This window comes from Celeribacter sp., assembly GCF_048270365.1.
Lineage (GTDB): Bacteria > Pseudomonadota > Alphaproteobacteria > Rhodobacterales > Rhodobacteraceae > Celeribacter.
In genome coordinates this window covers 159,062-175,327 of record NZ_JBLWTA010000010.1, presented here as the reverse complement: position 1 = coordinate 175,327, position 16,266 = coordinate 159,062, and the positions used below count along the sequence as shown (strand labels likewise).

At 57.9% G+C, this 16,266-nt stretch carries 18 protein-coding genes; 9 read left to right on the top strand and 9 right to left on the bottom strand.

Features of this window, described 5'->3' with window-relative positions; translation table 11 throughout:
* Window positions 1-221: 221 nt before the first annotated feature.
* Window positions 222-1,040 carry a sulfotransferase family protein gene (locus ACN0X0_RS15035; protein WP_417264502.1) on the bottom strand — a complete coding sequence of 273 codons (819 nt, stop codon included), beginning with the start codon at window positions 1,038-1,040 and terminating at the stop codon, window positions 222-224.
* A gap of 133 nt (window positions 1,041-1,173) precedes the next feature.
* Here ACN0X0_RS15035 and ACN0X0_RS15030 point away from each other — a divergent pair, with 133 nt between their 5' ends.
* Together ACN0X0_RS15030 and ACN0X0_RS15025 are read left to right on the top strand one after the other, a co-directional pair.
* Window positions 1,174-2,751 carry a DUF5928 domain-containing protein gene (locus ACN0X0_RS15030; protein WP_417279804.1) on the top strand — a complete coding sequence of 526 codons (1,578 nt, stop codon included), beginning with the start codon at window positions 1,174-1,176 and terminating at the stop codon, window positions 2,749-2,751.
* 11 nt (window positions 2,752-2,762) lie between these two features.
* Window positions 2,763-3,140, top strand: a complete 378-nt coding sequence (locus tag ACN0X0_RS15025; RefSeq protein WP_417264504.1) for an HIT domain-containing protein — start codon at window positions 2,763-2,765, stop codon at window positions 3,138-3,140.
* Window positions 3,141-3,219: 79 nt separating this feature from the next.
* On the opposite strand, the gene ACN0X0_RS15020 is transcribed toward ACN0X0_RS15025, so the two are convergent.
* Window positions 3,220-4,170 (bottom strand): ABC transporter ATP-binding protein, encoded by a 951-nt coding sequence (locus ACN0X0_RS15020; protein ID WP_417279803.1) that lies wholly within the window; start codon window positions 4,168-4,170, stop codon window positions 3,220-3,222.
* Window positions 4,171-4,385: 215 nt separating this feature from the next.
* Between ACN0X0_RS15020 and ACN0X0_RS15015 the strand changes: the two genes are divergently transcribed.
* The 3 genes from ACN0X0_RS15015 (at window position 4,386) to polA (ending at window position 8,100) form a co-directional block, all read left to right on the top strand.
* Complete coding sequence (locus tag ACN0X0_RS15015; RefSeq protein ID WP_167601541.1) at window positions 4,386-4,568, top strand: zinc-finger domain-containing protein; 183 nt, start codon at window positions 4,386-4,388, stop codon at window positions 4,566-4,568.
* Between the two features lie 104 nt (window positions 4,569-4,672).
* Window positions 4,673-5,098 (top strand): globin domain-containing protein, encoded by a 426-nt coding sequence (locus ACN0X0_RS15010; protein ID WP_226554258.1) that lies wholly within the window; start codon window positions 4,673-4,675, stop codon window positions 5,096-5,098.
* Between the two features lie 194 nt (window positions 5,099-5,292).
* Complete coding sequence (gene polA, locus ACN0X0_RS15005; protein WP_417279802.1) at window positions 5,293-8,100, top strand: DNA polymerase I; 2,808 nt, start codon at window positions 5,293-5,295, stop codon at window positions 8,098-8,100.
* Between the two features lie 92 nt (window positions 8,101-8,192).
* Here the strand turns inward: polA and ACN0X0_RS15000 are convergent, their stop codons facing one another.
* Both ACN0X0_RS15000 and nth read right to left on the bottom strand, forming a co-directional pair.
* Entirely contained in the window at window positions 8,193-9,179 is a 987-nt protein-coding gene (locus ACN0X0_RS15000) for an adenosine kinase (RefSeq protein ID WP_417279801.1), read from the bottom strand.
* Entirely contained in the window at window positions 9,172-9,819 is a 648-nt protein-coding gene (nth, locus tag ACN0X0_RS14995) for an endonuclease III (protein WP_219785910.1), read from the bottom strand. The genes ACN0X0_RS15000 and nth overlap by 8 nt, the downstream gene beginning before the upstream one ends.
* Before the next feature lie 187 nt (window positions 9,820-10,006).
* Between nth and ACN0X0_RS14990 the strand changes: the two genes are divergently transcribed.
* From ACN0X0_RS14990 to ACN0X0_RS14975, 4 genes are all read left to right on the top strand, one after another.
* Window positions 10,007-10,717: a Hint domain-containing protein gene (locus ACN0X0_RS14990; protein ID WP_417279800.1), complete on the top strand. Its 711-nt coding sequence runs from the start codon at window positions 10,007-10,009 to the stop codon at window positions 10,715-10,717.
* A gap of 86 nt (window positions 10,718-10,803) precedes the next feature.
* Complete coding sequence (locus tag ACN0X0_RS14985; protein ID WP_417279799.1) at window positions 10,804-11,709, top strand: methylated-DNA--[protein]-cysteine S-methyltransferase; 906 nt, start codon at window positions 10,804-10,806, stop codon at window positions 11,707-11,709.
* A 79-nt stretch (window positions 11,710-11,788) separates the two neighbouring features.
* Entirely contained in the window at window positions 11,789-12,439 is a 651-nt protein-coding gene (locus ACN0X0_RS14980) for an OmpA family protein (protein WP_417264510.1), read from the top strand.
* A gap of 104 nt (window positions 12,440-12,543) precedes the next feature.
* Window positions 12,544-13,314, top strand: coding sequence for a FadR/GntR family transcriptional regulator (locus ACN0X0_RS14975; protein WP_417279798.1), 771 nt, complete (start codon window positions 12,544-12,546; stop codon window positions 13,312-13,314).
* Between the two features lie 98 nt (window positions 13,315-13,412).
* Here ACN0X0_RS14975 and ACN0X0_RS14970 read toward each other — a convergent pair whose 3' ends face one another.
* The 5 genes from ACN0X0_RS14970 to ACN0X0_RS14950 all read right to left on the bottom strand — a co-directional run bounded on the left by ACN0X0_RS14970 (window position 13,413) and on the right by ACN0X0_RS14950 (window position 16,041).
* Window positions 13,413-13,970, bottom strand: coding sequence for a F0F1 ATP synthase subunit B (locus ACN0X0_RS14970; RefSeq protein WP_417279797.1), 558 nt, complete (start codon window positions 13,968-13,970; stop codon window positions 13,413-13,415).
* Window positions 13,971-13,974: 4 nt separating this feature from the next.
* The gene (locus ACN0X0_RS14965; protein WP_226554266.1) at window positions 13,975-14,511 is read right to left on the bottom strand and encodes a F0F1 ATP synthase subunit B'; all 537 of its coding nucleotides are present in this window, start codon (window positions 14,509-14,511) and stop codon (window positions 13,975-13,977) included.
* Between the two features lie 112 nt (window positions 14,512-14,623).
* Complete coding sequence (locus ACN0X0_RS14960) at window positions 14,624-14,860, bottom strand: F0F1 ATP synthase subunit C (RefSeq protein WP_066608699.1); 237 nt, start codon at window positions 14,858-14,860, stop codon at window positions 14,624-14,626.
* A 61-nt stretch (window positions 14,861-14,921) separates the two neighbouring features.
* On the bottom strand, window positions 14,922-15,677 hold the full coding sequence (locus ACN0X0_RS14955) for a F0F1 ATP synthase subunit A (protein ID WP_417279796.1): 756 nt from the start codon (window positions 15,675-15,677) through the stop codon (window positions 14,922-14,924).
* Window positions 15,667-16,041, bottom strand: a complete 375-nt coding sequence (locus ACN0X0_RS14950) for an AtpZ/AtpI family protein (RefSeq protein WP_417279795.1) — start codon at window positions 16,039-16,041, stop codon at window positions 15,667-15,669. The genes ACN0X0_RS14955 and ACN0X0_RS14950 overlap by 11 nt, the downstream gene beginning before the upstream one ends.
* Between the last annotated feature and the right edge of the window lie 225 nt (window positions 16,042-16,266).

The following is a 16,266-nucleotide window of genomic DNA, read 5'->3' as shown; positions in this document are numbered from 1 at the left end:
GCAAACGGTGCGGCTGTCGCCAACACCAACGTGAACAACATCCAATAAAGCGTCCCCCGCACAGAAATGTGCTTCGTCTCTCAAAAACAGTCCCCTCGATTTTTGAGACACGCTTTAAAGGGTGGTCCAGTTCGCTTTGAGACAAGCGCTTAGGGCGAACGGAAAAATGCCGCAGGAGGAAACTCCTGCGGCATTTTTTTATTATCGACAATGAGGGGAAATCAGTCCCCGAGTTTGGCGTGCACCTCGGCCAGATCGACCTCACCCAGAGGCATTTTATTGCCCGGATTCTCAAAGTCATATTTGAACAGCTGGAAATCTTTTTTGTAGATCTCCCACATCAGATGCATCGAGAGGTCATCGAAATAATCCTCAACCGGATGCAGACGCTTTGGGCCGTGGCCTTCGGATTCGTTGAACCGCGGGATTTGCGTCAGATCAACGGCATGGGGCGTCTCGATGTGATCGAGCACATCCTGCATGCCTTCGTTGAACTTCTCGGTGAAGAAAATCTTGTCATAGGTCCCGCCATTCACGATGAAGGTCGAGACATGGCCGGACATCGCGGACCAGTGAATGTCCGGCTCCATCGGGCGGCGCCAGCGAATGGTGTCGCGCACGAACAACAAAAACCGCCGGAAGGAGGCGATCTGGTCGAAGTCGTCCTTGCCATCCGGGCCGCCGACCTCAATGCCGTATTTCTGAATGAGCTGCGGCACGAGATTGCCGCGATAGCGTTTTCCGTTGCGCTGGATACCGCAAATCTTGTCGAAAAAGCTCGACAAAACGCGGGTGTAGGGGTTGCGCACGCAGGTGAAGGCGTAGCTTTTGTGGGCCTGCACATTGGCTTCGATCAGCGGCTGGCTCTCGTCTTGCGCCCATTTGTGCATGCGATCCTTGCTGTCGTGGATATCGCCATCGAAGAATTCGCCATGATCGGAATAGAACATGATCTGCCCGATGGTCGAGCAGGCACATTTGGGGACGACGCGATAGACCACACTTTCGCTCTCGGTCATCCAGGTTCCGGGAAAGCCCATATTTACCACAACTCCTCTTTGTCACACTCACCGTGACCCTTTTCGCTTTAAAAGCAAATTAGCCTTGATTATTCAATGATTGGTTACGCTTGTATGTAAACAATGCGTCAGAAATGAGGTTACGGTTTCCAATATGGCACGAATTGCCTTCATCTTGCTGTGCCATAAAGACCCAGAGGCCATCATCGACCAGGCACGTCGGCTGACGCGGGCCGGGGATTATATCTCGATCCATTTCGATGCGCGCGGCGGCAAAGAGATGTTCGAGACCATCAAGAAGGGTCTCGACAACAACCCGAATGTGACCTTCGCGACCAAACGGATCAAATGCGGTTGGGGAGCGTGGAGCCTTGTCGAGGCGACGCTTTATGCCATTGAGGCGGCCGAACGCGACTTCCCGCGCGCCACGCATTTCTACATGCTCTCCGGCGACTGCATGTCGATCAAGACCGCCGAATATATGCATGACTACCTCGACCGCGAGGATGTCGATTTTATCGAAAGTTTCGACTTTTTCGAAAGCGACTGGATCAAGACCGGGATCAAGGAAGAGCGGCTGATCTATCGCCATTGGTTCAACGAGCGGACGCACAAATGGCTGTTCTACGAAAGCCTGAAGATGCAACAGCGCCTTGGACTCAAACGCGAAATTCCCGAGGATCTTCAGATCATGATCGGCTCGCAATGGTGGTGTCTGCGGCGACGCACCATCGAGTGGATTCTCGAGTTTACGCGTCAACGCAAAGACGTGATGAAGTTTTTCCGCACCAGCTGGATTCCCGACGAGACGTTTTTCCAGACCCTCGTGCGCCATGTGGTGCCCGAAAAAGAAATCCGCACCCGGACCCAGACGTTTTTGATGTTCACCGACTACGGCATGCCGGTGGTGTTCTACAACGACCACTACGATTTGCTGATCTCGCAGGACTACCTCTTTGCCCGGAAAATTTCCCCCGACGCCAAGGAGTTGAAAAAACGTCTCGGCGATCTTTTCGCCGCCTCTGGCGTGAATTTCCAAATCTCCAACGAAGGCCGGTCTCTGTTTCAGTTCCTCTCGGGACGCGGGCGAAACGGGCGACGGTTTGCGCAGAGATTCTGGGAGACCGAAAGCTCTCTGGGCCGCGACCGCGAGCTTTTGATGATCGTCTGCAAGAAATGGCACGTCGCCAAACGGCTTGTGGCGGAGATCAAAAATCACACGGACGTCCCCTGTCTCGAATACCTCTTCAACGAAGAACACACCTACCTGCCCGATTTGGGCGGGATCGAGAAAAGCCTTGAGAAACGCACGCGGCACCGGCGGGCCTGGGTGCGGATGCTGTTCGATTATTTCAACACGGACCGGATGATCGTCTGCCTCGACCCCGAGGGGATCGAGCTGATCCGCGACTTTTATGCCGACCGTTCTGGCACGCGGCTTTTGGAGATCGAGTGCGAGTTCACCGACGATTATCTGATCGGCCATGCAAAGCGCACAGGCCTTGCGGGCGATCACACGCCGGACGACGCTCTGGCGCGGCTTTTGCCGACGATCCGTTCCGACATGACGCATGAAAGTGATCAAATCCGCGACGCGGATTTTGAGAACTACGCGCGCATTTCACAATTCAACACACCAGAGGAAAACGCGCGCCCCCTTGCGCGCTTCCTCGGCATCTCCGAAGATAAAGCGCGCGAGATCGCCTCGATGCATTACCTGTTTTCCGACTAAGCGAGCCCCCCATGCCCTATGCCTATGATGACCAGAACATCTTTGCCAAAATCCTGCGCGGGGAGATCCCCTCGTCTCCGGTGTTCGAGAGCGAACACACGCTGGCCTTCCCCGACATCACGCCGCAGAAGAAAGCGCATATTCTGGTGATCCCGAAAGGGCCCTATCGTTGTTACGACCATTTTGTGCAGGCGGCCTCTGACGCGGAACAGCTCGACTTTTTCCGCTCTGTCGCGAAGGTCGCCGAACAGATCGGCGTGGCCGAGTCTGCGGGCGGTCAGGGGTTTCGTCTGATCACCAACTCCGGCGAGCATTCGCATCAGGAAGTGCCGCATTTCCATGTGCATCTTTTGGGCGGCGAGCCCGTGGGGCCTCTGACCTGCAAATAAGGATTTGAGTTTTTAAATGACAAAACCCCGCCTGAGGCGGGGTTTTTATTGATTATTTTGACCAAGAAAAAGACAGGCGTTATTTGCCGGAGGTCAGTTCGACAAAAACGTCTTCAAGATCCGGCTCCATCGTGCGCACGTCACCGATGGTGATCCCTGCGGCCTTTACCGCATCAAGAATCGCCCCGACGGAGGCCTGACCACGCGAGAAATCGAACACGAAAGCCCCGTCACGACGGCGTTCCATTTTGACGCCTTCGGGCAGCATGATGTTGTCGGGCGCTGCGCCATCCGGTTCGATCACCAGCGTCTTCGCATCCATCAGCCCCAAAAGGTTCTTCGTCGTGTCCTGTTTGATCAACTCGCCATGGTTGATGATCGCGATCTCATCACACATTTCCTGCGCCTCTTCGAGGTAATGTGTGGTGAGAATGATCGTCATGCCGCGCTCTTCGTTGAGTTTGCGCACATTGGTCCAAAGCATCTGACGCAGCTCGATGTCGACCCCTGCGGTGGGCTCATCGAGCACGAGAATTTGCGGGTTGTGCACCAGCGCTTTGCCCAGCAAAAGCCGCCGCCGCATGCCGCCAGAAAGCGTACGCGCATAAGCATCGGCCTTATCGGAAAGCCCAATGAGTTCAAGGATTTCATCCGTGCGCCGGTCACGTTTCGGCACGCCATACAGCCCGGCCTGCACCTCCAAAGCGCCGCGTGGCGTAAAGAAGGGATCGAGGTTCAACTCCTGCGGCATTACACCAATCGCGGCCCGCGACTGGCGCGGGTTCACGTCCTGATCGAAGCCCCAGATGTTCACCTTGCCGGAGGTCTTGATCACCAGACCCGCAAGGATGTTGATCATCGTCGATTTGCCCGCGCCATTGGGGCCCAACAGGCCAAAGATCGACCCCGTCGGTATCTTCAGATCGACGCCTTTCAAGGCCTCTTTCGCAGGCTGCCCTGCCCCGCCGCCATAGGTCTTGCGCAGGGCTTCAATTTCGAGTGCGTAGCTCATGTTGCGCGTGTTGCTCATGGGTCTCGCTCCTTTTGTTCCTTTTGCCTGCGCCGCAGATCGGGGTACGGTTGCCCCTTGTCCGTGCCGCCCGGATCGCTATCATGCAGCCCTGACTTAGGCGGTCTACGAGACTGCGGCAACCGCGTCCACCGCCAAGCCCCTTGCACAGACCCGCACAGGCCCCTAGAGGCGGCGGGCGACAGAGCCGATGCGATAGCGAAAAGGACAGGACGATGACGATTCAAGCGCCGGAAACCGAAGTGGTCTCCACATGGAAAGTGGCCTGTGATGGCGGCGAAGGTGCACTTGGACATCCGCGTGTCTGGTTGGTGATCCCACATGACACGGGCTATGTGGAATGCGGCTATTGCGACAAGAAATTCATCCATGAAAGCGCCAAACTGAAAGACGCCTAAAGCTTTTGGTAAGCTGCTGATACATGGAGAAAATGCCAGAGGCGTTTTCCCTTTGTTAAACTATTGCGCCTAACCTCTCTGCCAGTAACATTTGAGAGGTCGGAATGAAGCTGACGATCCAACAAATCACTTTGGTTCGGAATAACTTTCGGCATCTCGCACCTGTGCGTGTCGATGCCTTGCAAGAAGTGTACAAACGCTTTGCTGCAATGGCGCCTGAGTTCGACGGACAGTATCACACCTCTCTGAATGATCGCGGTCGTACACTTGAAAGCATCATCGAGCTGTCGCTTTTGTCGCTCGATCATCCCGGCGCCCTGTTTGCCACGCTGCACAATCTGGGCCGTGAATATGCCAATTACGGCAGTTGGAAAGACACTTACGATCTCATCAGCGAGTTGATCATCGACGTTTTTGCCGAGCATACCGGAGACGCCTGGACGGTCGAACACGCTCACGCCTGGCGCACAGTCTTGCACTTTATCGCCAAAGGCATGCTTGAGGGCGCGAAATCCCGCGCCGTGGCATAAAGCGTTCTTCTTTCTCTCTGAAGGCAGGAAAAAAGCGCAGAGCAACATATAAACGTTGTGAGCACTTCACACCAAAGACGACATTTCCAATAAACCGCTCCCAGAGGCGATACCTGCTTGCAGGGGGCGCGCCTTTCCGTGCTATCAAGACGCAACTTTTGAGCACGGGTTAAGAGCAGAGGGAAAGACGCGTCATGACATTCGGCAAGGGCAGCCACCTTCACCTCATCGACGGATCGGCGTTTATTTTCCGCGCCTATCACGCGCTCCCGCCGCTGACGCGCAAATCCGACGGTCTGCCCGTGGGCGCGGTCAGCGGGTTTTGCAACATGCTCTACCGCTATATCGAGGCCAACACCGGCGCCGATGCGCCCACGCACGCGGCGGTGATTTTCGATGCCTCGGGCAAGACCTTTCGCAACGATCTCTATCCGGCCTACAAGGCCAACCGCCCGCCCGCGCCCGAAGATCTGGTGCCGCAATTCCCACTCACTCGCGAAGCCACCCGTGCCTTCAATGTCGCCTGTATCGAAATCACCGGATTTGAGGCCGACGACATCATCGGCACGCTTTCTCATCTGGCGCGTGACGCAGGCGGCCGTGTGACCATCATTTCCTCGGACAAGGACCTGATGCAACTGGTCGGCGGTGGCGTCGAAATGCTCGACCCGATGAAGAACAAGCGCATCGACCGCGAGGGCGTCGAAGAGAAATTCGGCGTCGGCCCCGAGCGCGTCGTCGATGTGCAGGCGCTGGCGGGCGACTCGGTCGACAACGTCCCCGGCGCCCCCGGCATCGGCATCAAGACGGCAGCGCTTTTGATCAACGAATTCGGCGATCTCGAAAGCTTGCTCGCCCGCACCGATGAGATCAAACAACCGAAACGCCGCCAGACCCTGATCGACAATGCCGAACTGATCCGCGTGTCTCGTGATTTGGTCAAACTCGACTGTGACATGGAGCTGGATTTCAGCCTCGACACACTCGAAGTGCAGGAACCGGACAAGGATAAGCTCTTGTCATTCCTCACGGAAATGGAATTCCGCACCATCGTCAAACGCGTCTCGGAACGCTTCGGCGTGGACGCGCCCGCGATCCCCGAGGCCCCTGCCCCCTCCGCCAGCCAATCGCCCGACGCCCCAGCGACGCCGGAGGCCAAGCCCTTTGACACCTCGTCTTACGAAAAAGTGTCGACCATGGGCGCGCTGGAGCGTTGGATCGACGCGATCTATGCCCGCGGCTATGTCGCCGTCGACACCGAAACCACCGGCCTCGACGAGATGCAGGCCGATTTGGTCGGCGTCTCTCTCTGCGTCGAGCCGGGCGAGGCCTGTTACATCCCGGTCGGGCACACGCTGGGCGAGGACGATCTCTTCGGCGGCTCCGATTTGGTCGATGGGCAGCTGTCGAAAAACATGGTTCTGGATGCGTTGAAGCCGATGCTTGAGGACGACAGCATTCTCAAAATCGGCCAGAACATGAAGTATGACGCCAAGATTTTTGCCCGTCATGGCGTCCGCGTCGTGCCCTATGACGACACCATGCTCTTGTCCTATGCGCTCAACGCCGGCATCCACAATCACGGTATGGATGCGCTCTCGGAGCGCTATCTGGACCACACGCCGATCCCGACGAAGGACCTTTTGGGCACGGGCAAATCCGCGATCACCTTTGACAAGGTGGAGATCGGCAAGGCGGTCGAATATGCCGCAGAGGATGCCGACATCACGCTGCGTTTGTGGCAGGTGTTGAAGCCGCGTTTGCATTCCGAACGTGTCACCACCGTCTATGAGACCTTGGAACGGCCTTTGTCGCCAGTTTTGGCACAGATGGAAATGGCCGGTATTCTCGTGGACCGCGATGTCCTCTCGCGCATGTCCAATGCCTTTGCCCAAAAAATGGCGGGGCTTGAGGCGGAGATTCACGAGTTGGCAGGCGAGACCTTCAACGTCGGTAGCCCGGCGCAGCTTGGTGAAATTCTCTTTGAGAAAATGGGCCTTGAGGGCGGCAAAAAGGGCAAGACCGGCAAATATTCCACCCCCGCCGATGTGCTCGAAGATCTTGCGACCGAACACGACCTGCCCGGACGCGTGTTGGATTGGCGGCAGCTCTCGAAACTCAAATCCACCTACACCGACGCGCTTCAGACCTTTATCCATCCCGAAACCGGCCGCGTGCATACCTCTTACGTACAGACGGGGGCCGTCACTGGCCGTTTGGCGTCGTCAGACCCGAACCTGCAAAACATCCCCGTGCGCTCCGACGAGGGTCGCCGCATCCGCGAGGCCTTTATCGCCGCCCCGGGCAAGAAACTGATTTCCCTCGACTATTCCCAGATCGAGCTGCGCATCCTCGCCCATGTCGCAAACATAGACAGCCTGAAACAGGCCTTCCGCGACGGCTTGGACATTCACGCCATGACGGCGTCCGAAATGTTCAACGTCCCCATCGAAGGCATGGACCCGATGGTCCGCCGCCAAGCCAAAGCGATCAACTTCGGCGTGATCTACGGCATCTCGGGCTTTGGCCTCGCCCGCAACCTGCGCATTCCGCGCAAAGAGGCGCAGGGCTTCATCGACCGCTATTTCGAACGTTTCCCCGGCATTCGCGCCTATATGGACGACACTGTGGAGTTCGCCAAAGCGCATAAATACGTCGAAACCCTCTTTGGCCGCAAAATCCACACGCCGGAAATCGCCGCCAAAGGCCCGCAGGCAGGCTTCGCCAAACGTCAGGCGATCAACGCGCCCATCCAAGGCTCCGCCGCCGACATCATCCGCCGCGCCATGGTCCGCATGCCAGACGCGATCAAGGACCTGCCCGCCACGATGCTCTTGCAGGTGCACGACGAATTGATCTTTGAGGTTGATGAGGATGCCTGCGATCAGGTGATTGAGGTGGTCAAGGACGTGATGGAAACCGCCTCAGATCCGGCCGTGAAACTCGATGTACCGATCGAGGTGGACGCGGGCGTCGGCGACAATTGGGCCGAGGCGCATTAAGTTTCCGCATTAAGTTTCCTTTGTGCCCCAAATACTCAAAAACGGCGCGAGAACCCTCGCGCCGTTTTCACATTTAAAGCATCAGAACAGCCTTAAATCAGGCCTTCTTTCTGGAACAGGGCTTTCAAATCCGCCTCAGGCCGTGGCCCGATGTGAGAAATCACTTCGGCAGCAGCGACACAGCCCATACGGCCACAGGTCGCAAGGCTCTGCCCCGTCGCATAGCCATAGAGGAAACCAGCGGCGAATTGGTCGCCCGCGCCAGTGGTGTCCACAGGCTGGATGCGTTTCACCGGCACCACGGCCTCCTCATCGCCCTGCACCAGAACCACATCTGAGCCGGAGCGCGTACAGACCACGAGACCTGATTCCATCGCCGCCGTTTCCAGTGCCGTCGAAAGGTCGGTCTGGTAGAGGCTTTCCCATTCGTGCTCGTTGCCGATAACGAAATCCAGCTCCTTTACAAAGGTCCGGAAATCGTCGCGATGACGGTCGACGCAGAACGGATCGGACAGGGAAATCCCGACCTTACCCCCCGCCGCCTTGGTCAGTTTTGCGGCTTGATCAAAGGCATGTTTGCCTTTGGGTTTGTCGTAGAGATAGCCTTCAAGGAACATGATCTCCGCGTCGCCCGCGACCGCCTCCGACACATCGGCCTCGGAAATTTCCGACGAAATCCCGAGGTAGGTGTTCATCGACCGCTCACCATCAGGCGAGACGAAAATCATCGAGCGCGAGGTCGGAAGCTCCCCGCCCGGCACCGGCGCGTTGACGAAAGCGGTGCCATCGGCCTCCATCTCGGCGGCGTAAAAACGGCCCAGAGCGTCGTCATGCACTCGGCCGATAAAGCCGGTCTTGAGCCCCAAAGTGCCGAGCCCGGCCAGAGTGTTCGCGACGGAACCACCCGGCGTCTGCACCCGGTTGGACATCGCGCCATAAAGCAATTCGCCCCGCTCACGTTCCACAAGCTGCATGATGCCTTTCTCGATGCCCATGAGCTCAAGGAAACTGTCATCGGCCTGGGTGATCACATCAACGATGGCGTTGCCGATGCCGACAACCTGATAGGTTTTAGTCAAGGTTCTTCTCCTCGAACATGCACAAATCGCGGATCAGACACGCGCTGCATTTCGGTTTGCGCGCAACACAGGTGTAGCGTCCGTGCAGGATCATCCAGTGATGCGCATGTTGTTGAAATTCGGCGGGAATATGGTCTTCGATGGCGCGCTCGACCGCCACCACATCCTTGCCCACGGCCACGCCGGAGCGGTTGCCGAAACGGAAAATATGCGTGTCCACCGCCTGCGTCGGCACATGCCACCACATGTTCAAGACGACATTGGCGGTCTTGCGTCCGACGCCCGGAAGGCTCTCCAAAGCCGCCCGCGACGAGGGCACGATGCCGTCATAGTCATCGACCAAGATCTGGCTCAACTTGATGACATTCTTCGCCTTGTTGCGGTACAGCCCGATGGTTTTGATGTGTTCGATCAGGCCCTCTTCGCCCAGATCGAGCATTTTCTGCGGCGTGTCGGCGATTTTGAACAGCTCTGCGGTCGCCTTGTTCACGCCCTTGTCTGTGGCTTGTGCAGACAGCGCGACGGCCACCACCAACGTATAGGCGTTCACGTGATCCAACTCGCCCTTGGGTTCAGGCTCAGCGGCCTGAAAGCGGGTGAAAATCTCATGGATCGTATGATAATCGAGCTGTTTGGTCATGGGCTTCTAATGCCTTGTCACAGGGATCGGGGCAAGCCGTTCCTTTGATAGATAGATTTTTCCTAAAATCCTTCGAAAATCAGATGAAAATTCGCATCATTTTGTGTCGGAAAACAAACTGCAGTTAATTTTCGATTCAATCCTACCCGGCATTCTAAGCTCAGAGATTTTCAAGCGGGACAACAGAATGGACCCCTTTGCGGCTTACGGCATAAATGCAGGCGCGGCGCTCATGGACGAGGATGAGACCAATCAAACCATCGCGGCACAGCCCCTGTTCAGCTATGGCCTGTCGGGCTTTGGCCTGTCGGGCTTTGGCCCCGGCGTGATGGTTGAGACCAGCGAGGGGTCGCAACCCGTCGAATGGCTGCGTCCGGGCGATCTTTTGCTGACACGTGACGAGGGCTACAAGCCCCTGCTTTGGGTTGGGCGCAGTGCTCTGTCGGACGAGGCGATAAAGCCGCCCTTGCGTATCCATGCGGGCGCCTTCGGAAAACGCACGCCAGAGCGCGATCTGATCCTCGCGCCCGGTCACCATATTCTGCTGCGCTCGGCGCAGGTCGAATTGCATTTCTTTGAGAGTGAGGTGTTGGTGCCCTCTGGCGATCTCGCCACAGAAGCGGAGGTCGACTACACCCCGCCTGCCTCGGACTATGCCTATTGCCATCTCGTCATGGCCGACCATCAGATGCTTTTGGCCGAAGGTGTCTGGACCGAAAGCCTGTTTCCGGACGAAGAGACCCTCTCCGCTTTGGGCGCACAGGCACGGGCGGAAATCACGGCCAAGCTCGGCCCGACTTTGATCCGGGCACAGCGGGCGAGGATGACACTTAACCCCGGCGAGGCGGTCGTGTTGCAACCGCGTTCCGCCATCGCGGCGCGGCGTATGGCCGCGTAATCCGCAAGTTTCGGGTCGGCAAGCCCAGTGCGACAAGATAGGCTCTCTTCTGATCCCATCTTTTATCCTTCGCCGGAGCCCGCCCGATGTCCGCTGACCTCAAAAACCTTACCGAGAGCGCCGCTGCCCCGGAGCCGCTTGAGGATCGCTATCACTTCAACGTCGTGCGCCGGGCCATCGACATCATCGACCAATCCGAACAGCCCCTGTCGCTCGACACTCTGGCCGCCGAGCTGGGCATGTCGCCCTATCACCTGCAAAAGCTCTTTAGCCAATGGGCCGGTGTCTCTCCGAAACGGTTTCAGCAATATCTGACATTGGGTCATGCCAAGGCCCTCATTGCGCAAAACCACAGCCTCTTGGACACGACCGAGGCCACGGGCATGTCCAGTACCGGACGGTTGCACGATCTCTTCGTGCGTTGGGAGGCGATGAGTCCCGGCGAATATGCCCGCAAGGGCGAGGGGCTGACCATTTCCTACGGCTGGTTCGACACGCCTTTCGGGCGCAGCCTCGCCATGGCCACGTCGCGCGGGCTTTGTGCCGTGGCATTCACCTCTGAGTACAGCGATCAGGACGCTTATGCCGACCTCTCTACGCGATGGCCGAAAGCGACATTCGTAGACAACGCCCACGCCGTGCGCCCCTTTATCGAAGCCGCTCTTGGCGGCGGCGAAACCAAACTGCATCTCATCGGCGGCCCGTTTCAGATCAAGGTCTGGGAAGCCCTTCTGTCGATCCCTTCCGGTCAGGTCACCACCTATTCCGACATCGCGCGGGCCATCGGAAACCCCAAGGCGGTGCGCGCGGTCGGCACGGCCGTTGGTCATAATCCGGTGAGCTGGCTCATCCCTTGCCACCGGGTGTTGCGCAAAACCGGGGCCTTGGGTGGCTATCATTGGGGTTTGCCAGTCAAGCGCGCGCTTTTGGCCTATGAAAGCCTCAAAGCCGACGCCCTCACCTCTGAGCGAAAACCCGCCACATTTTCGTGATCGCGATAAATCCACCGTGCCAGAGCCGCGAGACACAGGTAAAACCAGCGTCAAGAGCAGTTTCTCAAGGAGGATCCAAATGAAATCCCCGTTTTATATCGCTATTCCGCTGGTGTCCGCTTTCGGCCTGACCGCCTGTATGGACAGCTACGACCCCAACACCAAAGCCACGCAGGGCGTTGCCCTCGGTGCCGCCCTCGGCGGCATCACCGCTGCCGCCACTTCGGGCAGCAATGACAAACTTGCCAAAGTGGCCGTGGGCGCCATGATCGGTGGGGCCGTCGGCGGCGCTATTGGTCAGCAATTGGACAAACAGGCCGCCGATCTGCGTGAGGATCTTGGCAATGACGACGTGAAAATCGTCAACACCGGCTCGCAGCTGATCGTGACCATGCCACAGGACATCCTGTTCGCCACCGACAGCGCCGTGGTCGTGCCCTCGCTGCAAACCGACCTGCGCAAGCTGGCCTACAACCTGCAGGACTATCCGAACACCACGATTCAAATCATCGGTCACACCGACAGCACCGGATCTGCGGGCTATAACCAAGAGCTGTCGACCCGCCGCGCCTCCGCCGTGTCGACCATTCTGACCGCCAATGGCGTCGCTCCGGGCCGCGTCCGCGCCTATGGGCGTGGCGAAGATCAACCGATCGCCACCAACCTTACGCCCGAGGGCAAGGCGCAGAACCGTCGCGTCGAGATCATCATCACGCCGAACGCGGCCTGATCGCTCTGATATAAGTTTCGAAAGGCCGGGCATGTCCCGGCCTTTTTTATGGCTCACGACTTAGGCTGGTCATATAATCTGACCAGTCACAGCACGAGAGCCCCATGCCTTTTCAAAAAGTCACCCCCGAGAAACTCAGCGCCTCCGTGGCGCGTCAGGTCGAGCTTTTGATCCTGCGCGGGATTTTGCGGCCTGGCGAACGCCTGCCCTCTGAACGCGATCTGGCGGAGCGGCTGGGCGTGTCGCGGCCTTCGGTGCGCGAAGCAGTGGCGGAACTCACCGATAAGGGCCTGTTGGAGACCCGCGCCAATGCAGGCATCTTCGTGGCTGATGTCTTGGGCTCAGCCTTCTCGCCCGCGTTGGTCAAACTCTTCGGCAGCCATGACGAGGCGGTGTTCGACTACATCGCCTTTCGTCGCGATATGGAGGGGCTGGCCGCCGAGCGCGCGGCCAAGATGGCCTCTGACACCGACCTGAAAGTCATCGCCACGATCTTTGAAAAGATGGAAGCGGCACATCCGAAGCGCAATCCGACCGAGGAAGCCCGGCTCGACGCCGAGTTTCATCTGTCGATTATTGAGGCCTCGCATAACGTCATCATGCTGCACATGATGCGCTCTATGTTCGATCTGCTGCGCGAGGGCGTGTTCTACAACCGCTCGGTGATGTTCAAACAACGCACCAATCGCGCACAACTTTTAGAGCAACACCGCGCCATCCACGACGCGCTCCAAGCGCGCGATCCGGAGGCCGCCCGTGCCGCCGTGACCCGGCATCTCGACTATGTTGAAGAGGCGCTTTTGGATCAGCAGAGGTGCGAGCGCAATGAAGAGGTGGCAAAACTCAGGTTCGAACACGAACAGGCGCGTGGCTAACCCTCTTCGTTGCAGGCCAAATACTCAAAAAGCCCCGCCGATGTGGCGGGGCTTTCTATCAGGGTCTGTCTGATCCGGTCAGGAGATCAAACGAGGACTTAGTGCAGCTTGTCACCAACTTCGGCGATCGAAGTATCGATCAGGGCGTTGGCGTCCGCAGCACTCATGTTTTTCGCAATCACGTCGGTTGCAGCAGCCACGGCGACCGTGATCGCGGTGTTGCGCACTTCGCGGATGGCAGCAGCTTCGGCGGCACCGATTTGCTCTTCGGCGGCGGCGAGACGGCGGGCGATGGAGGATTTCAGATCCTCTTTCGCTTTCACCGCAGCAGCTTCCGCGTCTTTTTTCGCTTGAGCGACGATGGCGTCGGCCTGTTCTTGAACTTCGCGCTGTTTGCGCTCGTAAGAGGCGAGGATCGACTGAGCTTCTTCACGCAGAGCGCGGGCTTCGTCCAGTTCGGATTTGATGCCTGCGGCGCGTTGATCGAGCATGCCACCGATCATCGACGGAACTTTCTTCCAGAGAAGAATGCCGATGAAGACCAGGAAGCCCAGAAGCACAACGAAGTTGGTGTTCTTCAGCGAGAAGAACGGACCGGTTGCGGCGAAGGCCGGGCTGGCCGCGGTGAGGGCGATGAGGAGAGAAAGTTTTTTCATGTCCTTAGCCTTTCATCCGTGCGGTGACAGCAGCCGTGATCGAACGCGCATCGGCGGAGGAGCCCATGGCGGCGACAAGTTCCTTGGCGGTGTCTTTGGCCACGTCCTTGACGCTTTCCAAAGCCCCGTCGCGGATCTCAGCGATGGCTTTTTCAGATTCGGCGGCTTTCGCGGAGATCTCAGCATCGGCCTTGGCGGTCGCGGCGTCGAGATCGGCCTGAATGGCCGCACGGGTTTCATTGGCGATCTGCTGGGCCTGGGCTTTCGCCTCAGCCAGAGCAGCATTATACGCCGCTTCCGCTTCTTTCGCTTTGAGCTTGAGCTCTTCGGCGGCGGAAATATCATTCATGATCGTGCCGGAGCGCTCGGCGAGCACCGTGGAGATGCGCGGCAGTGCGATCTTGGACAGCACGAAGTAGATCACGACGAGCGTGACCAGAAGCCAGAAAATCTGGTTGGGGAAAGTGGAGAAGTCGAGCTGCGGCATGCCCGCTTCTGCGGCGCCGTGTGCGGCTTCTGCACCGTGTGTTTCGGTTGCCATCTTGTCCTCCTGGCTCTGACCTGTGTCTCCCGATGCCGGGAGAGACCCCTTTTTACTACGCGAGGGTGGGACTAAACAAAGTCCCACCCTGCCGTAAGGATGGTGCGTCGGATCAGACGGCGAACATCAGGAGCAGAGCGACGAGGAACGAAAAGATCCCCAGAGCTTCTGCGAAGGCCATGCCGATGAAGAGCGTCGCGGTTTGCGAAGCTGCGGCGGACGGGTTGCGAAGAGCGCCGGAGAGGTAGTTACCTGCTACGTTGCCCACACCCATTGCTGCGCCGCCCATGCCGATAGCGGTCAGACCAACACCGATGTATTTGCCGAGTTCTGCGATATTGCCTTCCATTGTGGTATCTCCTTACGTTGGAATTGGCTGGAATTGAGTTCGAACCTGAGTGCTTGCGGTCTTAGTGGACCGGGTGCAGCGCGTCTTTCAGATAGACACAGGTCAGAATGGTGAAAACGTAGGCCTGGATAAAGGCCACGAGGATTTCGAGACCGTACATGGCGGAGATCGCCAGAACGGAGACCGGGGAGATCGCGGCGATAGCAGCGAAACCGGCGAAAACTTTGATCACGGCGTGACCGGCCATCATGTTACCCGCAAGTCGGATAGAGTGGCTGACGGGACGCACGAAGTAGGAGATCAGCTCGATCACCGCGAGAAGCGGGCGCACGGCGAGGGGCGCGGAGCTGATCCAGAAGAGAGCGAGGAATTTGGAGCCGTTTTTCGCAAAACCAAGGATGGTCACGAAGAAGAACACCAGGAGCGCCAGCACGCCGGTGACAGCGATGTGGGACGTTGTGGTGAACGACAGCGGCAGAAGGCCCAGCATGTTCGAGAAGACGATGAAGATGAACAGCGTCATCACATAGGGGAAGTATTTCACGGCATCTTTGCCGGTCACATCCTCAATCATCTTGTAGACGAAGCCGTAGGTCAGTTCCGCGATGGACTGGCCTTTCGACGGCACGATGGCGCGGCCACGGGAGCCAACGACCAGCAGAAGGATAACGCCGATGACGGAGATCGCCATCCAGAGCGTCACGTTGGTGATGGTGTACCAATGCACTGCCCCGTCGCCAAAGAGCGGCGTGACCTTGAACTGGTCCATCGGGTGAAACACCAGGCTGCTTTCCGAACCGTGAGCCTCAGTCGCCATGTTTGTCCCTCTCAGTACCTGCGGACGTCTCCGCGTTGTCATCTCTGGCCGCGTTTTGTTCAGCGACCTGTTGTTTTTCAATGTCCCGCGCGGTGCGCATCATCGTCTTGACGCCGGCCGCGAGGCCAAATCCGATAAACAGCACGAGAAACAGGGGCATTGTGCCCAAAAGCTTATCCAGCCCGTATCCCACACCGAAGCCGATCAGAAGACCGGCCACAAGTTCCGTCACCATCCGCCAGGCCATGTTCGCCTGAGAAAAGTGTTCTTCGCCGCGGGAGGTTTTAGGCTTTTGCGCCTCTTTCACCTTCGTCAGCCGCTCTTCCAAAGCGCGCAAACGCTCGGGATCATGCGGTTCGGACATGTGAATGGCCCCCTACGGTCAGTTGCGGGCAAGCTATGCGGGGGCGGGTTTAGAGTCAACGCGGAATTGACCCTTTGAGAAAGGGGCTAAAATCATGAATTTATTGAGTATTTTTTCAACAAAGGAAACGCAAGAACATGGCAAACAGCGCCGTTAGCGCAAAAGGCTCGCGTTTTCGTTATTCAACCAAATGGTTGACCAAGCCCGCCAGCACGCCTATCGGCA

What these genes read in the sequence shown, in the direction of transcription:
- ACN0X0_RS14970 (WP_417279797.1), bottom strand. Translation starts at nt 13,970, where the DNA reads ATGAAAAAACTTTCTCTCCTCATCGCCCTCACCGCGGCCAGCCCGGCC.
- ACN0X0_RS14965 (WP_226554266.1), bottom strand. Translation starts at nt 14,511, where the DNA reads ATGGCAACCGAAACACACGGTGCAGAAGCCGCACACGGCGCCGCAGAA.
- ACN0X0_RS15015 (WP_167601541.1), top strand. Translation starts at nt 4,386, where the DNA reads ATGACGATTCAAGCGCCGGAAACCGAAGTGGTCTCCACATGGAAAGTG.
- ACN0X0_RS14980 (WP_417264510.1), top strand. Translation starts at nt 11,789, where the DNA reads ATGAAATCCCCGTTTTATATCGCTATTCCGCTGGTGTCCGCTTTCGGC.
- ACN0X0_RS14950 (WP_417279795.1), bottom strand. Translation starts at nt 16,041, where the DNA reads ATGTCCGAACCGCATGATCCCGAGCGTTTGCGCGCTTTGGAAGAGCGG.
- ACN0X0_RS15035 (WP_417264502.1), bottom strand. Translation starts at nt 1,040, where the DNA reads ATGGGCTTTCCCGGAACCTGGATGACCGAGAGCGAAAGTGTGGTCTAT.
- polA (WP_417279802.1), top strand. Translation starts at nt 5,293, where the DNA reads ATGACATTCGGCAAGGGCAGCCACCTTCACCTCATCGACGGATCGGCG.
- ACN0X0_RS15025 (WP_417264504.1), top strand. Translation starts at nt 2,763, where the DNA reads ATGCCCTATGCCTATGATGACCAGAACATCTTTGCCAAAATCCTGCGC.
- ACN0X0_RS14955 (WP_417279796.1), bottom strand. Translation starts at nt 15,677, where the DNA reads ATGGCGACTGAGGCTCACGGTTCGGAAAGCAGCCTGGTGTTTCACCCG.
- ACN0X0_RS14990 (WP_417279800.1), top strand. Translation starts at nt 10,007, where the DNA reads ATGGACCCCTTTGCGGCTTACGGCATAAATGCAGGCGCGGCGCTCATG.
- ACN0X0_RS14985 (WP_417279799.1), top strand. Translation starts at nt 10,804, where the DNA reads ATGTCCGCTGACCTCAAAAACCTTACCGAGAGCGCCGCTGCCCCGGAG.
- ACN0X0_RS15020 (WP_417279803.1), bottom strand. Translation starts at nt 4,170, where the DNA reads ATGAGCAACACGCGCAACATGAGCTACGCACTCGAAATTGAAGCCCTG.
- ACN0X0_RS15030 (WP_417279804.1), top strand. Translation starts at nt 1,174, where the DNA reads ATGGCACGAATTGCCTTCATCTTGCTGTGCCATAAAGACCCAGAGGCC.
- ACN0X0_RS14975 (WP_417279798.1), top strand. Translation starts at nt 12,544, where the DNA reads ATGCCTTTTCAAAAAGTCACCCCCGAGAAACTCAGCGCCTCCGTGGCG.
- ACN0X0_RS15010 (WP_226554258.1), top strand. Translation starts at nt 4,673, where the DNA reads ATGAAGCTGACGATCCAACAAATCACTTTGGTTCGGAATAACTTTCGG.
- nth (WP_219785910.1), bottom strand. Translation starts at nt 9,819, where the DNA reads ATGACCAAACAGCTCGATTATCATACGATCCATGAGATTTTCACCCGC.
- ACN0X0_RS14960 (WP_066608699.1), bottom strand. Translation starts at nt 14,860, where the DNA reads ATGGAAGGCAATATCGCAGAACTCGGCAAATACATCGGTGTTGGTCTG.